Genomic DNA, 17,813 nt, shown 5'->3' with positions numbered 1-17,813 from the left:
CGGCTCGATCGACGAGACTGTGGGCATGTCGTACCCGGAGTTGAACGCACGGCCTCGGTGGAGCAAGACCGGGAAAGCGCATTTCCCGGTCGCGGCCTGTGTGGACGGATCGTGGTGGGTGTTGCGGCTCAACTGCTTTCCCGATCACCCGCTCTGGACGCTCTTCGTCGACGGGCTGCGCCGTTTCGACATCGATGACACGCCATCGACGTGGGGCAAGCCGTTCGACCCTTCCGCTCCGGCGCTGGAGCCAGGGACGGTCGAGGAGATCCTGGAGCCCATCGGAGACTTCGTCGCCTACGCCAGTGAAATCGGCGATCCATGCGACAACCCCTTCTGCTGTGGTTGACGCACACTCGCACGGCACGAACGACGCCTGATCAGCGACCGACGCCGTGGTCGGTCCAGGCGACCGCGCGCACCGGGAACGTGCCCATCCCGTGTATCGGCGCGGGCAGCGCGACCAGCCGGGCGCCGGTGTTCGGGACCGCGTCGAGGTTCGTCATGTGCTCGATGATCGGGATGCCCGCGCCGAGCAGTGTGTGGTGGCACGGTCGCGTCGGCAGGGACGTGTCGTCGATATCGAGCGAATCGATGCCGACCAGCGCCACGTTCGCGGCCACCAGCGCCTCCGCGACCTCGCCCACCAGGAACGGATGCCCCGGCCCGAGGTAGGCGGGCGAGCCCCACCGGGCCGACCATCCGGTGTGCACGAGCACCGCCCTGCCCCACAGTCGTGCCGGGTCGCCGAGCGCATCCGGTCCCACCGCGCGGACCCCCTCCGCACGGATCATGACGATTCGCACGTTGAGCAGCCGCTCCAGCGGCAGCTCGGCGATATCGACGCCGCGGGCATGGAAATGGAACGGTGCATCGATATGGGTCCCGGTGTTGCCGACCATGTTCACGCGTGCGATGTCGTACATCATGTCGACCAGCGGCGACCGCTCCCGCGAAACCTCCGTGGTGACTCGCGGCCCAGGCAGACCGGGGTAGGTGAGCATGCCGTCGGAGATCGGGTGGGACAGCTCCACGATCGCCTTGCTCATATGTGCGACCGTACCGGGCGAACAGGTCCGTGGCGGTCACTCGAAGCGCGTTGATGACGCCCGGCGTGGACGTGTGCGCCGATCTGCTCAGCGTGCTGATGGCGGCCGCCGTCCGCGACGAGTGGCCTTTCCTCGCCCGGCCGCTCGCGGGATGGCCGGTTGGCGAACATGATTCGTCGCGAGTGCCTCACAGCCGGCGATATCGACGAGGTCGCCCGGATCGTCGAGGCGAGTGGCGCCCTCGATGTGACCCGTGTGCTGCCCCGCGACCTCGCCGCCCTCGCGGCGGACGCGCTGGCAACGCTGCCGTAATTCCTTCGCGCACATCACTTTTCGCGTTGACCGACGCTACGGTCATCCGGCACGTCCCGGCACGGCTGGATCTGGCTTCTTCGTTCGAGTGACTCCCCAGATTCTGGGACCGATTGGATTCGCACCTTGCAGTAACCATGTTACTGTACACCGCATCGCGGCTGTGACGGGTGTCATCCCGCAGACGCGATGCGATACAGGGCACTCCGGCGACGGCGCCGGGGGCGGAGTTCACGGAGAGTTATCGATGCTTCGACAGCACGAAGGACGTTCGCGGTCCGGGTCGCTACCGCGGGCCGGTCGAATGGCGGCGGCGGTGGCCTTGGCCTGTGCCACCGCCGTAGCCGGGGTCGGGATGGACATCAAGGAAGCGGCGGCCGACGAGGTCAGCGCCTTCTACACTCCGCCCGCCCAGATCCCGTCCGGCCCAGGCGCGATCATCAAGACCCAGCCGATGCCGCTGTTCGCGACCGCCCCCACGGTCGCGGGATGGCCGGGGCAAGCGCAGCACGTCATGTACACGACGCGGCTCCAGGACGGGTCGCCGGTCGCGGTGACAGGAACGTTCATCGACGCCACCGGTCCCTGGCAGGGCGAGGGTCCGCGCCCGACCGTTGTCATCGGCCCCGGCACCTCGGGTCAGGCCGATCGGTGCGCGATGTCGGTGGCGTTCTCGACCGGAATGGCGTTGTTCACCGACCCGTCGCCCGGGCTGTCGGCGAATCAAGAACTCCCGTCGTCCGCGGTGTGGAGCGCGCTCGGCGCCAGAGTTCTGGTGACCGACTACATCGGCCTGGGCACCCCGGGCATCCACACCTTCGCCAATCGCATCGAGGGCGCACACGCCATGCTCGACGGCGCACGCGCGGCCAACAACCTGGCGGGCGTCGGACCGGAAACCCCCCTGGTGTTCTGGGGCTACTCGCAAGGCGGCGGCGCGGCCGCCGCGGCGGCGGAGATGCAGCCGAGCTACGCGCCGGAGCTGAATCTGAAGGGCACCTGGGCAGGCGGGCCAGTCGCGGATCTGGCGAAGATCCTCGAGCGCATCGACGGCGCGCTGATCGGCGGCGCCATCGGATTCGCCATCAACGGCATGCTCGCGCGCTACCCCGAGCTGCACACGGCAGTCGACCGGGTGACCAGTCCCGCCGGACGCGCCATGCTGGACACGCTCAGCACCTCGTGTATCGGCGACGTCATCACCCACCACCCCTTCCTGCAGACCAGCTCGCTGACGATCGACGGCCGATCTCTCACCGAACATCTGCACGCGATTCCCGAGGCGGCGCGCGCGCTGAGCGAACTCCGCGTCGGCACCCTGACGCCCACCACACCGGTACTGATCACCAGCGGCCTCAACGACGACACCGTCCCCTACAACCAGGCCCGCCGCCTCGCCGAAGACTGGTGCGCCAACGGGGCCACCGTCACCTTCCGCACCAACGATCTGCCGCCGATCTTCTCCGGCGCCACGATCCCCAACCACTTCGGACCGGAACTGATCGACGGCTTCGGCCCCGACAACGCGATCACCTACCTCCTCGATCGCCTCGCGGGCAAACCGGTCGTCGGCTGCACCCTCGACTGAATCCCCGTGCGCCGCAACGACGCGGCGCACGCCAACGGGCCGCCGCCGAACCGCGCGGTGGCCGACGATCACCCCGAAGGTCCTGTCATGAAAGCAATCTCGCGCCGGTCGATGTTGACCGGCGCCGCCGCAGCGGGCGCCGTACTGTTCGGCGCTCGTTCGATCGGGGTGCCCGCTCCGGTCGCCGCGCGGGTCAACAGCGTTCCGCTGACCTATGAAGAGCACCGCGTCGTCGTGGTCGGTTCCGGGTTCGGCGGCGGAGTCAGCGCACTGCGCCTGGCGCAAGCAGGCGTGCCGGTGACGGTGCTCGAGCGCGGCCTGCGCTGGCCCACCGGGCCGAACGCGGAGACCTTTCCCCGCGCCTCCGCGCCGGACAAACGGTTGCTGTGGTGCAGGTCGAGCCCGAACCTGTTCGGCAAGCCTCTCGCGTTCGAGCCCTACACCGGTCTGGTGGAGGCGGTGCCCGGCGTGAACATGACGGCGCTGTGCGCCGCGGGAGTCGGTGGCGGGTCGCTGGTCTACCAGGGCATGTCGCTGCAACCCGCCGAGCACGTGTTCGACGCGCATTTTCCGCAAGAGCTGGACTGGGCCACCATGAACCAGGTGCACTACCCGAGGGTGGCACGGATGCTCGGTTTGGCCGAAGCGCCGGACGAATTGATCGCGACCGAGAATTACCGGGCAGCAAGGATTTTCGCCGACCGGGTGCGTGCGGCCGGGATGCCGCTGTCGAAGATCCCGATGCCGATCGACTGGGATTTCGCGCTGGCCGAACTGCGCGGGGAGATGAAGGCGTCCTACACCAACGGCGATGGAGCGATGGGCGTCAACAACGGCGGCAAGCATTCCGTCGACGTCACCTACATCGCCGCCGCCGAAGCCACCGGGCTGGTGCGGGTCGAGACACTGCACGAGGTGACCGACGTCGAACGCGGACCCGACGGTCGCTGGATCGTGCACGTGCAACACCTGGACACCACCGGCGCCGTGGTCGAGCACAAGGTCCTCACCACCGGTGCGTTGATCATGGCCGCCGGAAGCCTGAACACCACCCGATTGCTGGTGCGCGCAGGCGCCAAGGGCCTGATCCCCGACCTGCCCGACGGCCTCGGCCAAGGCTGGGGCACCAACGCCGACCGCATCTACGTGTGGGCCGATCCCGCCTCGGGATTCGGTGCGCCGCAAGGCGGCCCGGTGATCTACGGCAGCAAGAACTGGGCCGATCCACGGGCCGCCTACACCGTGATCCAGGCGTCCATCCCGCCGCTGTCGCTCGACGTCGCCAGCACCATGATGGTCGGCTACGGCGTCAGCGACGGGCGCGGCGCGTTCGGCTACGACGCGGCGCGCGACGACGCGATACTGCACTGGCCGGAGGACGGTGACCGCGGCATCCAGGACAACCACATCGGTCCGGCCGTCCACGAGATCGCCGGACCCGGCGGCGTCCTGCTGGACACCAACGCCCTGTTCCCCTCGACCTGGCATCCGCTGGGCGGGGCGAGCATGGGCGCGGTGTGCGACCTGGACGGCCGGGTCCACGACCAACCGGGGCTCTACGTGCTCGACGGTGCGCTGATGCCCGGCAGCACCGCCGCCTGCAATCCCTCGATGACCATCGCGGCGGTCGCCGAACGGGCCTTGGACAACCTCGTCGCCCGCGACGTGGGTACACGTATCTGACGCGATGCGCCGATGCCGCCGCACTGTGGAGGGGGGCGGCGGCCTCGGCGCACTCGCGAGATGCCGGGACGCACCGGCGCCCTGGATTACCGTAGCGAGGTGGCCAGGACAGGCGAGAGCGATCCAGCAACGAAGATCATCGACACCGTGTTGTCGCTGCTCGATTCCGACGGCTACGACGCGGTCCAGTTGCGCGCTGTCGCGAAACAGGCGCACGTCTCGCTGGCCACGGTCTACAAGCTGTATCCGACCCGGGACGAGCTGATCCTGGCCGCGGTCGAACAGTGGATGGCCGCCAACATCTACACCGAGATGGCGCCGCCGCGTGAGAACGAGTCGCTGGCCGACGGTCTGGTGCGGATGGTCCGGTACGTGTTCGAGCCGTGGGAGGACAATCCCCGGATGCTGGTGGCCTACTACCGCGCGCGCTCCGGACCCGGCGGCCAGCGACTCGACACCCAGGGCTTCGACGCCGTCCTGCCCGCCGCGAGCACCCTGTTCGCGGGCATCGACGCCGACTACATCGCCGACGTCGGGCTCGTGCTGAGCAATATGGTCTACGCCCTGGTCGGCCGTTTCGCGCACGACGATCTCGAGATCACCGAGATCCTCCCGGCGCTCGAACGCACGATCACCCGGATGACGGGGAACAACGAGCCTTTCGCGGCGGCCGCCGGACGCCCGCTCACCGCCGACACAGCACCTTTCACCTGGAGTCCCGCGATCGTCTCGCCCTACTCCCCCGGCCCCGACACCGGCGAGCAGGCACCGCACGACCCGGTCGCCACGGACCAGCCGTAGCGCGTCACGGCTCGATGAGGCCCGCGCGGATGGTTTAGCGGGTGGGGCGAGGTGACGCTCGCGTGGCTCCGTGTGGTCCGGTATTTCCGACGAACGGCAGCGCGCGGACCGGTCCAGGAGATAGGAACGTGTTCTAGGGTGGGGCGAGGCCCCGCCGTCGCACCTTCGGAGGCACCCATGCTGTCGTTGCAGGAGATTTCGGATCGGCTCGAGATCGAGGATCTGATGGTCCGGTATTCGCACGCGGTCGACACTCGGCAGTGGGATCTGCTCGACGAGATCTTCACCGCCGACGCGCACATCGACTACACCGCGATGGGCGGACCGGCGGGCGATCTGGCCTCGACCAAGAAATTCCTGGCCGACGTCCTCCCGAATTTCCCCGCTTTCCAGCACATGGTCGGCAATTCCTCCATCACGGTGGACGGCGACACCGCGACCGCGCGCACCATGTGCCACAACCCGATGCTCGTCGCGGGCGAGAACGGCGCGCAGAGCCTGATGCTGTGCGGGCTGTGGTACCTCGACACCTTCGCCCGCGTCGAGGGGCGGTGGCGCATTCGGCGGCGCGTCGAGGAGAAGAGCTACATGTTCCTCGCGGGCCAGGAGAAGGGTCTCTGACCTCAGCGCGGTGACCCGGTCGCGGCGCGAACGCGGGCGACCAGGTCGTCGAGCCGCCGCTGATGCGAGCCCGCCCAGTAGACGCGGCCGCACTGCGCGCATCGCCGGAAGTCGTCGTAGTAGCGGCGGGTCAGCGGCGGGATCCGATCGATGACGTCGTCCTTGGCCACATCGGTGACGACGCCGCCGCAGCGCACACAGCGACTGAACGGCGCGAGCCGACCGGTCAGGTCGAGACGGCGGATCACCTCGACGACCTGCTCGAACGGACGGTCCGCGTGCACGAACACACCGTGGGTGACATTGCGGCGTTCGAGCAGTCCGCGGTCGCGAGTCAGCAGGATCCGGTGCTCGGCGGCCGCGATCTCGGCCAGCACGGCGTCCTCGGCGTCCCATTCGCAGCGGACGTCCATTCCCAGCAGCCGCAGCAGCCGCGCGAGCCCGCCCAGATTGACGTCGACGACGAAGCGCGGATCGCGCAGCGGGCGGGCGCGCACCCGAGTCAGTGGCCCGACGTCCAGCGTTTCGAACATCGGGTACGCGGCGAGCCGATCGCCGGGGCACGGGTGGTGGCCGAAGCCGACCGACGCGCCGTTCACCAGCAACAGATCGACCTCGGTGTGCGGGATGCCCGCGGCCTCCACGATGTCTTTCACGGTCTGATGCGGACGCATCGGCCGCCGCTGCGCCGTGAACCGGACGTCCGGGGGCAGGAAATCGTTCAGCTCGGCGTACACGCGCAGTTCGACACCGGCGGTCATAGGACCATTGTCGTCCCGGTCGAGGCGCGCGACCGATCGGTGATCGACAATGGTGGTATGCCGACGGTGCTACTCGGCGGCGACGTCATGCTGGGCCGCGGGATGGATCAGGTCCTGCCGCATCCCGGCGACCCGGCGCTGCGCGAACGATTCGTCGAGGACGCGCGAACGTATGTGCAGCTGGCCGAGAATGCCAACGGCCCGCTCACCCGTCCCGTGGACTTCCGCGCGCCGTGGGGTGACGCCCTGCCGTTTCTCGCGCTGGCCGACGTGCGATTGATCAATCTGGAAACCGCGATCACCGCGGGCGGGACGTTCGCTCCCGCCAAAGGCATCCACTATCGGATGAACCCGCGCAACGTGCCGGTGCTGACCGTCATCGCGCCGGTCGTCTGCGCGCTGGCCAACAACCACGTGCTGGATTTCGGCGTGCGCGGACTCACCGACACCCTCCGCACGCTCGATGCCGCTCGCGTCGACCACGCCGGAGCCGGCGAGGATCTCGACGGCGCCCGTGCCCCCGCGACAGCCGAACTCGACGACAGGCGACGGGCGGTGATCGTGTCGGTCGCCGCGGGATCGAGCGGGGTTCCGGAATATTGGGCGGCGCAGCACGACCGGCCGGGACTGTGGCGGGTCGGCGACGCCCCGAGCCTCGCCGCGACCGACGAGATCGCGGAGACGGTGACGGCGTACACCCGCCCACAGGACGTCGCGATCGTCTCCATCCACTGGGGACCCAATTGGGGCTACCGGGTGACACCGAGCGAACGACGCTTCGCGCATCGGTTGATCGATGCGGGAGTCGATGTGGTGCACGGGCATTCGGCACACCATCCGCGGCCGATCGAGTTCTACCGCGGCAAACCGATTCTGTACGGGTGCGGCGACGTCGTCGACGACTACGAAGGCATCGGGGGCCATGCGCGATACCGCACCGATCTTCGGCTGTTGTTCCTCGTCACGGTGGATTCCGAGATCGAGGTGCGCCTGATTCCGCTGCGGATGCGGAACATGCGCCTCCAATCGGCCGGATACGACGAATCCCGTTGGCTGTGCGACACGATGGCGGACATCAGCCGCGGATTCGACACCCGCGTCGCCGCGCGGCCCGACGACCTTCCGGTGGTGTATCCGGCGGCGTATCACTGAGGATCGACGCGGTGAACGCCTTCGGGGACAACGACTATCGACCGGGAATACCGAGCTCGTTGAGCTGCTGCTGAAGACGATTCAGCGCCTCGCGCATGGCGTCGATCTGCGCGTTGAGTTCGGCGATCTTCGCCTGATCCACCGGCGGCGGGGCCTGCGGAGGTGGCGGCGACGGCGCCGGTGACGGATGCTGGCCAGGCGGCGGCGGCGCCCCCGGCCCGCCGCCGGGCGCAGTGGCCAGCCTGCCGGTCGCGGGGCCGAACACCTGGTCGAGCGCCTCGGCGATGGTCGGCGCGTAGCCGACGAGCACGCCGCCGGTGCCGGGCTCGCGGTAGCTGACCAGCACCCGCGCCAGCTGCGGGAACGTCGATCCGTCCGGCGTCGTCGAGATCCGTTCGGTGAACAGCGGTTCGACGTAGAGCACACCGCCGTCGGCGATCGGCAGCGTCAGCAGGTTGCCGTACTGGATCCGGTTCGATCGCTCCAGCAACGTCCGCTCGGACGCCACCCTGGTGTCGGAGATCATCGAGTTCTGGATCTGCTGCGGGCCCTGGGTGATGCTGTCGGTGGGCAGCTGCAAAACGGTGATCTTGCCATAGTTCTGCGGATCGGAATCGGCGGAGACGTAGGCGGACAGGAACTCCCTGTTGAACCCGACCATCGCGGTGGCGAGCCGGAACGTCGGCCTGGCGGTGTCGGCATCACCGGCGAGGACGTAGAACGGGGGCTGGTGCGGATTGGCCTCGACGGTCGGATCGCTGGGCACCGACCAGAAAGCGTTGGTGGTGAAGAACTCTCGCGGTTCGTCCACGTGGTACTTGGCCAGCATCTCGCGCTGCACCTCGAATTGGTCCTCCGGATAACGGAAGTGGGCCCGCAGTTCCGGGCTGATCGACGACTCGGGTTCGACCGTACCGGGGAACACCTTCATCCACGCGGCGAGGACCGGGTCGTGCTGATCGACCTGGTAGAGGGTGACCGTGCCGTCGTAGGCGTCGACGGTGGCCTTGATCGAGTTCCGCAGATAGGAGATATCCCGATGCGATCCCGTGCCGGGCTGCTCGCCCGGCTCGAGGGCCTCGAGGGAGGTGTGCTTGGCGTAGGGGTAGCCGTCGATCGTGGTGTACGCGTCCACGATCCAGACGATCCGGCCGTTCACGACGGCGGGATAGGGGTTGTGGTCGGTGGTCAGCCACGGCGCGACCAGTTCGACGCGATGGCGCGGATCCCGATTGAAGATGATCTTCGATCCGGAACCGATCGCCTTGGAGAAGACGATGTTTCGCTCGCTGTAGGTGAGTGCGAATGCCAAGCGGTTGAACCAGTTCCCGATCGGCACCCCGCCCGCGCCGGTGTAGGTGTACTTGGTCGTATCGGTGTCGTACTCGCGGGATTCGGTGCCGCCGCCGACGATGGCGTAGTCGGGATCGTCCTGGGCGATCACTTCACCGAAATAGATGCGCGGCTGATCCACCGGAATCACCTGGTGCCCGGAGGATTGCGAGGCGATGTCGCTCACGGTGTAGATCGGGTACCCGCTGTTGCTGCTCGCGGCGTCGCCCGCCGCCTCGCGGACCGCGGCGTTGACGCGATTGGCCGGCGCCGCGACGAACCCGTTGCCGTGGGTGTAGACGGTGTGCCGATTGACCCAGTGCCGCTGGTTGCCGCTCAGCGCGGTCGGTGTGAGCTCGCGGGCGGCCACCACGTAGTCGCGCAACTGTCCCTCGATGGGATACCGATCCAGGTCCAGATGCGCGGGGAAGCTGTAGAAGTTCTTCAGCTGTTGTTGCTGGGTGAAAGTGCGCGAGAGCACGTTCGGGTCGAGCAGGCGGGCGTTGGCGATCGTCGTCACATCCGCGGGCACCTCCGGCGGCGGTTTGGTGCCGATCCCGGGATAGTCCTTGTATTCGACATGGTCGCTGCCGATTCCGTACGCCTGCCTGGTGGCCGTGATGTTGCGTTCGATGTAGACGCGCTCCATATCGGCGGCATTCGGGCGCACCGAGAGTTGCTCGACGGCCAGCGGCCAGACCGCGCCCACCAGGATCGAGGACAACAGCAGCAGCGCCGCGGCCATCGCCGGGATGCGCAGGTCGCGGACCACCACGGCGGCGAAGACCGCCGCGGCGCAGATGACGGCGATCGCGAAGAGAATGAGCCGGGCGGGGAGCACCGCGTTGATATCGGTGTAGCCGGGGCCGGCGAAGGTGGGTTCCTTGCTGCGGGTCGAGAGCAGCGAGTAGCGGTCGAGCCAGTAGGCGGCCGCTTTCAACGTGACGAATGTGCCTGCGAGCACCGCGAGTTGGACGCGGGCCGGGTGGGTCAGCCCTGGAGAGCTTCCCGACAACCGCAGTCCCCCGAACAGGTAGTGCGCCGCGAGGCAAGCCAGGAACGCGAGGACGGTGGCGACGAACAACCAGTTCAGCAGCAACCGGTAGAAGGGCAGGTCGAAGACGTAAAAGCCGATGTCGTGGCCGAATTGGGGATCCGTGATGCCGAAGGATCCGCCGTGCAGGAACAGTTGAACCGTCACCCAGCCGGATTGTCCGATGAGACCGCACAGAATCCCCAGCGCGGCGGCGATCCCGACGCCGAACAGCCGTGGCCGCCGGAGCACCATGTCGCGGTACGGACGGAGAACGTCTTCCTCCTCGGAGGCCGGTACGACGAGCGGCCGGGAGCGGAACGCGAGCCACATGGCCCCGAAGAGGGCGCCGCCGATGAGCAGCCCGACGATGACGAACAGCGACAGCCGGGTGAGCAACACGGTGAGCCAGACGCCGCGGAATCCGACTTCGCCGAACCACAGCCAGTTGACGTAGACCCCGACCAATCGCGGGAGGATCAGCAACGTCGCGACGAACAGCGCGGCGGTGATCACCAGTACCCGAATGCCGCGCGGCAACCGCCGCAGACCGAGGCCGTCGCGTGCGCTCATATCCCACTCTCCCGTGGCTGCGCAGGCCGAAGGGGTGCACGGCCGACGCGTGACCGACTGGTCCGATTCTACCGGGGCCGACGTGCGAAATAGCAGGAGCTCGATACGTAAGCTCAGGTCAGCGCGGTAACCTACCCACATGGACGTGGACTCGTCTACGGTCGGAGTCGAGGAGGAATTCCTCCTCGCTGATCCACGCACAGGGGCGCCCACCGCCAAGAACGACGCGGTCGCTCGGACCGCCGGGGACCTCGGGCTCGACCTACAGCTGGAGCTGACGCGCTGTCAGATCGAGACGAACACCGGCGTGCACACCCGCACCGGCGATCTCGCACAGCAACTGCGCGATCTGCGCCGCGGCGTCGCCTCCTGCGCCGAGATGAACGACGCCCGCCTGCTCGCCGTGGCGATCCCGCCGACGATTCCGCTGCACTACCCCGTCACCGACACCCCGCGCTACCGCCGCATCGCCGACGGCTTCGGGATGCTCGCCCAAGAGCAGGGACTGTGCGGCTGCCACGTGCACGTGGCCGTGCCCGATCGTGAGACCGCCGTGCAGGTGAGCAACTACCTGCGGCCGTGGCTGCCGCTGTTTCTCGCGCTCACCGCCAATTCGGCGATCTATCGCGGCGCGGAGACCGGGTACAAGAGCTGGCGCAACATTCTGTGGCGACGCTGGCCGAGTGCGGGACCGCCGCCGTACTTCCGTTGCGCGGACGACTACGACGACCTGGTCGCGATGATGCTGTCCAGCGGCATCATGCTCGACGAGCGGATGGTCTATTGGGACGTGCGCCGGTCGATCACCTATCCGACCGTGGAGATCCGGGTCAGCGATGTGCCCGCGACGGTGGCCGAGACGACGCTGCTCGCCACCCTGGTGCGCGCGACGGTGATGATGGCGCGCCAGTCGCTGGACGAGGGCAGGACGGCACCGGCCGTCGCGGCGGAGATGCTGCGCGCGGCCTATTGGAAGGCGGCGAGAAGCGGCATCGACGGCGACGCGGTCGCGCCGATGGACGGGCGCGTGCTGCCGGCCCGCGACCTGCTGGCGGAACTGGTGGAACACGTCGAACCCGCCCTGAAGGAACTCGGCGATCGCGAGTTCGTCGCCGACACCATCGCCGCGGTGCTCGAGCGCGGCAACGGCGCGATGCGTCAGCTGCGCGCCTTCCGTGCCGGTGGTGACGACGTCGCCGCGGTGATCGCCGAACTGTCCGAGGCCACCCTGGAGGGCTGTGCGCTGCCCGAGGAGCCGCCGCTCGGTTTCGGCGAGGCAGGCGCGGGTAGCCCGCTCAGGTAATTGCCGATCGTCGGCGGAGGGAGCCGTTGATGGCTACCCGAAAAGTGCCGGGCGCCGAGGAATTCGTCCCCGAAGGCGCGGACTTGGACACGCTGCGCGCGGCCTCGTGCGGCTGCCACGGTTGCCTGCTGTATCGCGACGCGACCCAGACCGTTTTCGGCGAAGGTCCCGCGACCGCGTCCGTCGTCGTGGTGGGTGAACAACCAGGCGACCGGGAGGACATCGAAGGACACCCCTTCGTCGGCCCCGCCGGGCGTCTGCTGGACAAGGCGCTGGACGAGGTCGGCATCGCTCGCGACACCGTCTATGTGACCAACGCGGTCAAGCACTTCAAGTTCGAGGAGCGCGGCAAGCGGCGCATCCACAAGACGCCCGGGCGCACCGAGGTGGTCGCGTGCACGCCGTGGCTCACCGCCGAGCTGGACGCGGTGCGGCCGGAGCTCGTGGTCTGCCTGGGCGCGGTCGCGGCCAAAGCGGTGCTGGGTTCCTCGTTCAAGGTGAGCGAGGAACGCGGCCAAGTGGTGTTCGCCGACGACTATCGAGTCGTCGCCACGGTGCATCCTTCGGCGGTGCTGCGCGCACCCGACCGCGCGAAGGCCTACGAAGGCTTCGTCGCGGATCTGCGGGCGGTGCGCGCCGCGATCGGCGCGGGCTGAGCGCGGATCGTCCACGCTCGGCCCGACGCTCGACCCGCTTCAGGAAACGCGCTCGCCTCAGGCGTGATCGACGAGTTCCTTGATACCCGCCACCCGCGCGCAGTGCGCACAGCAGAAGATCCGCTCGCCGGCCTGCACGCCGTGACCGAGAATCCGGCACGAGCAGTGCTCGCAGGTCGGCGCCAGCGCGGTGACCGCGCATTCGAAGCTGTCGAACGTCGCCGACGAGCCGTTCCTGGTGACCGTGAACGTCTTGTCGTAATCGTTGCCGCAGGTGTCGCATACCGGCATCGAGCTCACCTCCTGGTTGTCGTGGTACGGCGTGATCTGCTGGCGCGGTACCCGACGTCGGCCCGGCGAAACCGGGAACCTGGTAGGAAGGGCTGGTGAGCCACGATTCCGATGCGGACAAAGTGATCGAATCGGCGAGCAAGGTCTTCGACCTGGCGCGTCACGGCGACGCCGACGCGCTGGCCGCTCACGTCGACGCCGGAGTACCCGCGGACCTCACCAACGACCACGGCGACAGCCTGGTCATGCTCGCCAGCTACCACGGTCACCGCGACGCGGTCGCGGTACTGCTGGTACGCGGCGCCGACCCCAACCGCGCCAACGACAAGGGCCAGACACCGCTGGCGGGCGCCGTGTTCAAAGGCGAGGACGAGATCGTCCGCCTGCTCGTCGCCGCGGGAGCCGATCCGGACGCGGGCACACCGTCGGCGAGGGACGCGGCGACCATGTTCGGCAAGACTGAGCTACTCGACGCGCTCGACTGAGCCGGGCGGAATTTCCACGGCCGGCCCGAGGTTGGCCGTGGAGCAACCGCGACCGGACAGGAACGAGATGAGCGACTTCAACGCACAGGTGATCGAGGAATTCCGCGCCAACGGCGGGCGCGTCGGCGGCATGTTCGAGGGCAGGACCAACATGGTGCTGATCACCACCACCGGCGCCAAGTCCGGACGGCAGATCACCAATCCCCTGGTCTATCTGCCCGACGGCGACCGGATGGTGCTCGTCGCGTCCAACGGCGGCGCCGATCGCCATCCCGCCTGGTATCACAACCTGCGGGCGACGCCGGAGCTCACCATCGAGGTCGGCACCGAAAAGTTCCGCGCCGCCGCCGAGTTCGTCACCGGACCCGAACGCGACGAACTCTACGACCGGATGGTGGAGCTCATGCCCGCCTTCGGCGAGTACCGCCGCAAGACCACCCGCGTTATCCCGATAGTCGGCGTCCGGCGCAGCGCGGCCTGACCCGGCTCAGCCGCGCCGCCGCACCTCCGACACGGCCTTGCGCGCCGCCACCAGCACCGGATCCCACACCGGCGAGTAGGGCGGCGCGTAGCCGAGATCGAGGGCGGTCATCTCTTCGACGGTCATCCGGGCGGTGAGCGCGACCGCGGCGATGTCGACCCGCTTGCCCGCACCCTCGCGGCCGACGATCTGCACGCCGAGCAATCGCCCGGTGCGGCGTTCGGCCAGCATCTTCACGGTCATCGGCGCGGCGTCGGGGTAGTAGCCCGCGCGGCTGGTCGACTCGACGGTGACGGTCACGTACTGCAATCCCGCCGCCCGCGCGTCCTTTTCGCGCAGCCCGGTCCTGGCCACCTCGAGATCGCAGACCTTGCTGACAGCGGTGCCGACCACGCCGGGGAAGGTCGCGTATCCCCCGCCGATGCTCGCGCCGATGATCTGGCCGTGCTTGTTCGCGTGGGTGCCGAGCGGGATGTGGCGGCTGCGGCCGGAGATCAGGTCGAGCACCTCCACGCAGTCGCCGCCCGCCCAGATGTTCTCGTGGCCGCGCACCCGCATCGACAGATCGGTGAGCAGCCCGCCGTGCTCGCCGAGCGGCAGACCCGCCACGCGAGCCAGCGTGGTCTCGGGCCGCACGCCGATGCCGAGCACCACCACGTCGGCGGGATAGTCGCCCTCGGCGGTGGCGACGGCGCGGACGCGGCCCGCCTCGTCGGTCCGGATCGCGGTGACCTCCGCTTCGCCGACGATCTCGATGCCCAACCCGCACATGGCCGTTCGGACCAGCGCGCCCATGTCCGGATCCAGCGTCGACATCGGTTCGGCGCCGCGATCGAGCACCGTCACCTCGTACCCGCGATGGATCAGCGCCTCCGCCATCTCCACGCCGATGTAGCCCGCCCCGACCACGACGGCCCGCTTGCCCTCGATGGAGGTGAGCGTGTCGATCAGCGCCTGCCCGTCGTCGAGGGTCTGCACACCGTGCACACCGGCGGCGTCGATGCCGGGCAGCGCGGGACGGATCGGGCGTGCGCCGGTGGCGATCACGAGTTTGTCGTAGCCGGTCCACGATTCGTCGCCGGACCCGAGGTCACGGACGCGAACCCGTCGCTCGGCCACATCGATCTCGAGCACCTCGGTGTGCAGGCGCAGATCGATATCGCGGGCGCGATGTTCGGCGGCGGTGCGCGCGATGAGGGCGTCGCGTTCGGCGACCAGACCGCCCACCCAGTACGGGATCCCGCACGCGGAATAGGAGGTGAAGCCGCCGCGCTCGAACACGACGATCTCCAGCTCGCGCGGACCGGCCATGCGGCGGGCCTGGGAGGCCGCCGACATACCTGTCGCGTCCGCGCCGATGACGACCAGACGTTCGCTCATGCCTGCGCCTCGCTGACGCTCGGCTCGGGCATGCGCGAAGCGCGCTGGCACATGGTTCGCTCACTCCGTTCGCTCACTACGGTCACGCTACGTGGCGGGCCGCCGCGGCTTGCGGGCCGGATACGGGTGCGATAGGTTGCCCGTCGCTGGGGGCGGGGTCGTCCGCGGGACGGCCGCCGCCGGGGGTCGCCGCGGGTCGTCCGGATTCGCCCGGACGAAACAGGGGTGAAGGTCGATGGACGGCGCACGGGTACTGCTCGCGGGCGTGGGAATCCCGCTGCTGGTGTTCGCCGCGGTCGCTTTCGTTTTGGCCGCGAGCTGGCGGCTGGCGAATCCGCTTGCCGCGCACACCGATCCGGCTGCGCGCTGGGACCGCAGACTCGTCGATCTCGGTCTGGTGCTTGCGGCGGTGGGCATCGTCGCCTCCGTCGCGGGATTGGTTCCGGTGCGTTCTCCCGGCGGCGGCGAGCCGGACGGTCCGTGCCCGGTCCCGGCGGCGAAGCTCGGCTGGGAACACCGGACCACCGATGAGTGCGCGCGTGCGGGTGGCGATCCGGCCCGCTGAGCCGAATGCCGGTTTACGCCGCGGTCATCCGTTTGCACTGTGAACGACCCGGGTTTACTTCACACTGAGCTTCTGGCAAACGCTGTATGAGGGCAGCGTTTTCACTTCGGGAGCGATCATGACCGAAACCCCGTCTGACGACGAACGCAGGCTCGCCGAACTCGGTTACAAACAGGATCTCGCGCGATCCTGGTCCGGATTCTCCAACTTCGCCATCAGTTTCACCATCGTGTCCATTCTGACCGGCGGATTGGCCAGTTACGGTATCGGATTGGCGAACGGCGGCCCGATCACCATGGCCTGGGGATGGCCGCTGGTGTCGATCATGGTGCTGTTCGTCGGTCTGGCCATGGCCGAACTGGCCTCGGCCTACCCCACCTCCGGCGGCCTGTACTGGTGGGCCGCGGAATTGGGTGGCCCGGTGTGGGGGTGGTTCACCGGCTGGTTCAATCTGATCGGCCAGATCGCGGTGACCGCCGCCATCGATTACGGCGCCGCGATCTTCACCACCGTCGTGTTGAACGTGATCGGCATCGATATCGGCACCGACCGTACGGCGATCTTCCTGGTCTTCGCGGTGATCCTGGTGCTGCACGCGGTGCTGAACGCGGTCGGCCCGCACCTGTCGGCGGTGATCAACAATATCTCGGCGTGGTGGCACGTCGGCGGCGTCGCGATCTTCGTACTGGTGCTCGGTTTCGGCGCGAAGAACCATCAGAGCGCCGGTTTCGTGTTCACCGAGACCGTGGACAACAGCGCCGTCGGCTTCGGCGGCGTCGCGTTCAGTTTCCTGCTCGGCCTGCTGCACGCGCAGTACACGTTCACCGGCTACGACGCCTCCGCGCACATGTCCGAGGAAACCCACGACGCGGCGCGCGCGGCGGCGAAGGGCATCATCAACACCATTCTGGTCTCCGCGGTCGCGGGCTATCTGCTCATCATGGCCGTCACCTTCGCCATTCCGAATCTGAACGACGCGCTGGATCCGGCGCAGAACAGCGGCTATCCGGTGATCTACATTCTGGAGAATTCGCTCGACTCGTTCTGGTCGGGTCTGCTGCTGATCATCGCGGCCGTCGCGCAACTGTTCTGCGGATACGCCTCGGTGACTTCCGCCTCGCGGATGCTGTTCGCGTTCTCCCGCGACGGCGCGGTGCCGGGTTCGGCCTACTGGTCGACGCTCTCGGCGAAGAAGGTGCCGGTGCACGCGGTGCTGTTCATCTCGTTCTTCGCGTTCGTCTTGCTGATTCCCTCGATGCTGGTGCCCGCGGCGAACGCGCCGACGGCCTACGCCGCGGCGACCTCGGTGGCCACCATCGGCCTCTACATCGCCTACGGGATTCCGATTCTGCTGCGACAGCGGCACGGTGCGCGATTCCAGACCGGCCCGTGGCAGCTCGGGACGTGGTATCGGCCCGTCGGGATCGTCGCGTTGCTCTGGATCGCGGCGATCAGTGTGCTGTTCATCCTGCCCACCGACGACCGAGGTTATCCGTGGAACAGCGAATTCACGTGGACCACGGTGAATTACGCGCCACTGACCTTGGTCGGCGTGGTCGGCGCGATCGCCATCTGGTGGTTCGCCTCGGCCCGCCGCTGGTTCACCGGGCCCAAGCGCACGGTCGGTGAACCCACCGATCCGACCGGCGACGCGGCACCCGTCGTCGCCTGACGCGCGGCGGCGCGGGTCGCACCCGCGCCGCCGTCGCCGATCGTCGGCCACACTGGATGAGACACAATCTTGACG

Annotated in this window: 18 protein-coding genes; 13 read left to right on the top strand and 5 right to left on the bottom strand. The window is 68.4% G+C overall.

The window, feature by feature from the left end; translation table 11 throughout:
- Positions 1–25 precede the first annotated feature (25 nt).
- Positions 26–349: a hypothetical protein gene (locus ACRWNM_RS09545; protein WP_431965666.1), complete on the top strand. Its 324-nt coding sequence runs from the start codon at positions 26–28 to the stop codon at positions 347–349.
- Between the two features lie 31 nt (positions 350–380).
- On the opposite strand, the gene ACRWNM_RS09540 is transcribed toward ACRWNM_RS09545, so the two are convergent.
- Positions 381–1,049, bottom strand: coding sequence for a cyclase family protein (locus ACRWNM_RS09540; RefSeq protein ID WP_431965664.1), 669 nt, complete (start codon positions 1,047–1,049; stop codon positions 381–383).
- A 168-nt stretch (positions 1,050–1,217) separates the two neighbouring features.
- Between ACRWNM_RS09540 and ACRWNM_RS09535 the strand changes: the two genes are divergently transcribed.
- The 5 genes from ACRWNM_RS09535 (at position 1,218) to ACRWNM_RS09515 (ending at position 6,054) form a co-directional block, all read left to right on the top strand.
- On the top strand, positions 1,218–1,361 hold the full coding sequence (locus ACRWNM_RS09535; protein ID WP_431965662.1) for a hypothetical protein: 144 nt from the start codon (positions 1,218–1,220) through the stop codon (positions 1,359–1,361).
- A 304-nt stretch (positions 1,362–1,665) separates the two neighbouring features.
- The gene (locus ACRWNM_RS09530; protein ID WP_431966159.1) at positions 1,666–2,949 is read left to right on the top strand and encodes a lipase family protein; all 1,284 of its coding nucleotides are present in this window, start codon (positions 1,666–1,668) and stop codon (positions 2,947–2,949) included.
- An 87-nt stretch (positions 2,950–3,036) separates the two neighbouring features.
- Positions 3,037–4,632, top strand: coding sequence for a GMC oxidoreductase (locus tag ACRWNM_RS09525; protein ID WP_431965660.1), 1,596 nt, complete (start codon positions 3,037–3,039; stop codon positions 4,630–4,632).
- Between the two features lie 99 nt (positions 4,633–4,731).
- A complete protein-coding gene (locus ACRWNM_RS09520; RefSeq protein ID WP_431965658.1) occupies positions 4,732–5,433 on the top strand; it encodes a TetR family transcriptional regulator in 702 nt (233 codons plus the stop codon).
- A 177-nt stretch (positions 5,434–5,610) separates the two neighbouring features.
- Positions 5,611–6,054: a nuclear transport factor 2 family protein gene (locus tag ACRWNM_RS09515; protein WP_431965656.1), complete on the top strand. Its 444-nt coding sequence runs from the start codon at positions 5,611–5,613 to the stop codon at positions 6,052–6,054.
- A 2-nt stretch (positions 6,055–6,056) separates the two neighbouring features.
- Here ACRWNM_RS09515 and ACRWNM_RS09510 read toward each other — a convergent pair whose 3' ends face one another.
- Positions 6,057–6,815 (bottom strand): Mut7-C RNAse domain-containing protein, encoded by a 759-nt coding sequence (locus ACRWNM_RS09510; RefSeq protein WP_431965654.1) that lies wholly within the window; start codon positions 6,813–6,815, stop codon positions 6,057–6,059.
- Between the two features lie 39 nt (positions 6,816–6,854).
- Here ACRWNM_RS09510 and ACRWNM_RS09505 point away from each other — a divergent pair, with 39 nt between their 5' ends.
- Positions 6,855–7,967, top strand: coding sequence for a CapA family protein (locus ACRWNM_RS09505; RefSeq protein WP_431965652.1), 1,113 nt, complete (start codon positions 6,855–6,857; stop codon positions 7,965–7,967).
- A 34-nt stretch (positions 7,968–8,001) separates the two neighbouring features.
- Here ACRWNM_RS09505 and ACRWNM_RS09500 read toward each other — a convergent pair whose 3' ends face one another.
- On the bottom strand, positions 8,002–10,905 hold the full coding sequence (locus tag ACRWNM_RS09500) for a UPF0182 family protein (RefSeq protein ID WP_431965650.1): 2,904 nt from the start codon (positions 10,903–10,905) through the stop codon (positions 8,002–8,004).
- Between the two features lie 139 nt (positions 10,906–11,044).
- Here ACRWNM_RS09500 and ACRWNM_RS09495 point away from each other — a divergent pair, with 139 nt between their 5' ends.
- Together ACRWNM_RS09495 and ACRWNM_RS09490 are read left to right on the top strand one after the other, a co-directional pair.
- Positions 11,045–12,208: a glutamate--cysteine ligase 2 gene (locus ACRWNM_RS09495; protein WP_431965648.1), complete on the top strand. Its 1,164-nt coding sequence runs from the start codon at positions 11,045–11,047 to the stop codon at positions 12,206–12,208.
- Positions 12,209–12,237: 29 nt separating this feature from the next.
- The gene (locus ACRWNM_RS09490; protein ID WP_431965646.1) at positions 12,238–12,864 is read left to right on the top strand and encodes a UdgX family uracil-DNA binding protein; all 627 of its coding nucleotides are present in this window, start codon (positions 12,238–12,240) and stop codon (positions 12,862–12,864) included.
- 57 nt (positions 12,865–12,921) lie between these two features.
- On the opposite strand, the gene ACRWNM_RS09485 is transcribed toward ACRWNM_RS09490, so the two are convergent.
- Positions 12,922–13,155: a hypothetical protein gene (locus tag ACRWNM_RS09485; protein ID WP_431965644.1), complete on the bottom strand. Its 234-nt coding sequence runs from the start codon at positions 13,153–13,155 to the stop codon at positions 12,922–12,924.
- Positions 13,156–13,250: 95 nt separating this feature from the next.
- Here ACRWNM_RS09485 and ACRWNM_RS09480 point away from each other — a divergent pair, with 95 nt between their 5' ends.
- Positions 13,251–13,640: an ankyrin repeat domain-containing protein gene (locus ACRWNM_RS09480; protein ID WP_431965642.1), complete on the top strand. Its 390-nt coding sequence runs from the start codon at positions 13,251–13,253 to the stop codon at positions 13,638–13,640.
- Positions 13,641–13,707: 67 nt separating this feature from the next.
- On the top strand, positions 13,708–14,121 hold the full coding sequence (locus tag ACRWNM_RS09475; RefSeq protein ID WP_431965640.1) for a nitroreductase/quinone reductase family protein: 414 nt from the start codon (positions 13,708–13,710) through the stop codon (positions 14,119–14,121).
- Between the two features lie 6 nt (positions 14,122–14,127).
- On the opposite strand, the gene ACRWNM_RS09470 is transcribed toward ACRWNM_RS09475, so the two are convergent.
- A complete protein-coding gene (locus ACRWNM_RS09470; protein ID WP_431965638.1) occupies positions 14,128–15,501 on the bottom strand; it encodes an FAD-dependent oxidoreductase in 1,374 nt (457 codons plus the stop codon).
- Positions 15,502–15,736: 235 nt separating this feature from the next.
- Here ACRWNM_RS09470 and ACRWNM_RS09465 point away from each other — a divergent pair, with 235 nt between their 5' ends.
- On the top strand, positions 15,737–16,066 hold the full coding sequence (locus tag ACRWNM_RS09465) for a hypothetical protein (protein ID WP_431965636.1): 330 nt from the start codon (positions 15,737–15,739) through the stop codon (positions 16,064–16,066).
- A gap of 118 nt (positions 16,067–16,184) precedes the next feature.
- On the top strand, positions 16,185–17,738 hold the full coding sequence (locus ACRWNM_RS09460) for an amino acid permease (RefSeq protein ID WP_431965634.1): 1,554 nt from the start codon (positions 16,185–16,187) through the stop codon (positions 17,736–17,738).
- Positions 17,739–17,813: the final 75 nt, after the last annotated feature.

It is taken from the genome of Nocardia sp. bgisy134 (genome assembly GCF_965341865.1).
GTDB lineage: Bacteria > Actinomycetota > Actinomycetes > Mycobacteriales > Mycobacteriaceae > Nocardia.
The sequence above is the reverse complement of the archived record's forward strand: the minus strand, read 5'-3'. Positions and strand labels throughout refer to the sequence as shown.

Bases quoted from the DNA above. Each gene is read 5' to 3' on its own strand.
- ACRWNM_RS09460 (WP_431965634.1), top strand. From the start codon at position 16,185: ATGACCGAAACCCCGTCTGACGACGAACGCAGGCTCGCCGAACTCGGT.
- ACRWNM_RS09490 (WP_431965646.1), top strand. From the start codon at position 12,238: ATGGCTACCCGAAAAGTGCCGGGCGCCGAGGAATTCGTCCCCGAAGGC.
- ACRWNM_RS09500 (WP_431965650.1), bottom strand. From the start codon at position 10,905: ATGAGCGCACGCGACGGCCTCGGTCTGCGGCGGTTGCCGCGCGGCATT.
- ACRWNM_RS09535 (WP_431965662.1), top strand. From the start codon at position 1,218: ATGATTCGTCGCGAGTGCCTCACAGCCGGCGATATCGACGAGGTCGCC.
- ACRWNM_RS09495 (WP_431965648.1), top strand. From the start codon at position 11,045: ATGGACGTGGACTCGTCTACGGTCGGAGTCGAGGAGGAATTCCTCCTC.
- ACRWNM_RS09475 (WP_431965640.1), top strand. From the start codon at position 13,708: ATGAGCGACTTCAACGCACAGGTGATCGAGGAATTCCGCGCCAACGGC.
- ACRWNM_RS09525 (WP_431965660.1), top strand. From the start codon at position 3,037: ATGAAAGCAATCTCGCGCCGGTCGATGTTGACCGGCGCCGCCGCAGCG.
- ACRWNM_RS09545 (WP_431965666.1), top strand. From the start codon at position 26: ATGTCGTACCCGGAGTTGAACGCACGGCCTCGGTGGAGCAAGACCGGG.
- ACRWNM_RS09540 (WP_431965664.1), bottom strand. From the start codon at position 1,049: ATGAGCAAGGCGATCGTGGAGCTGTCCCACCCGATCTCCGACGGCATG.
- ACRWNM_RS09530 (WP_431966159.1), top strand. From the start codon at position 1,666: ATGGCGGCGGCGGTGGCCTTGGCCTGTGCCACCGCCGTAGCCGGGGTC.
- ACRWNM_RS09470 (WP_431965638.1), bottom strand. From the start codon at position 15,501: ATGAGCGAACGTCTGGTCGTCATCGGCGCGGACGCGACAGGTATGTCG.
- ACRWNM_RS09465 (WP_431965636.1), top strand. From the start codon at position 15,737: ATGGACGGCGCACGGGTACTGCTCGCGGGCGTGGGAATCCCGCTGCTG.
- ACRWNM_RS09485 (WP_431965644.1), bottom strand. From the start codon at position 13,155: ATGCCGGTATGCGACACCTGCGGCAACGATTACGACAAGACGTTCACG.
- ACRWNM_RS09515 (WP_431965656.1), top strand. From the start codon at position 5,611: ATGCTGTCGTTGCAGGAGATTTCGGATCGGCTCGAGATCGAGGATCTG.
- ACRWNM_RS09510 (WP_431965654.1), bottom strand. From the start codon at position 6,815: ATGACCGCCGGTGTCGAACTGCGCGTGTACGCCGAGCTGAACGATTTC.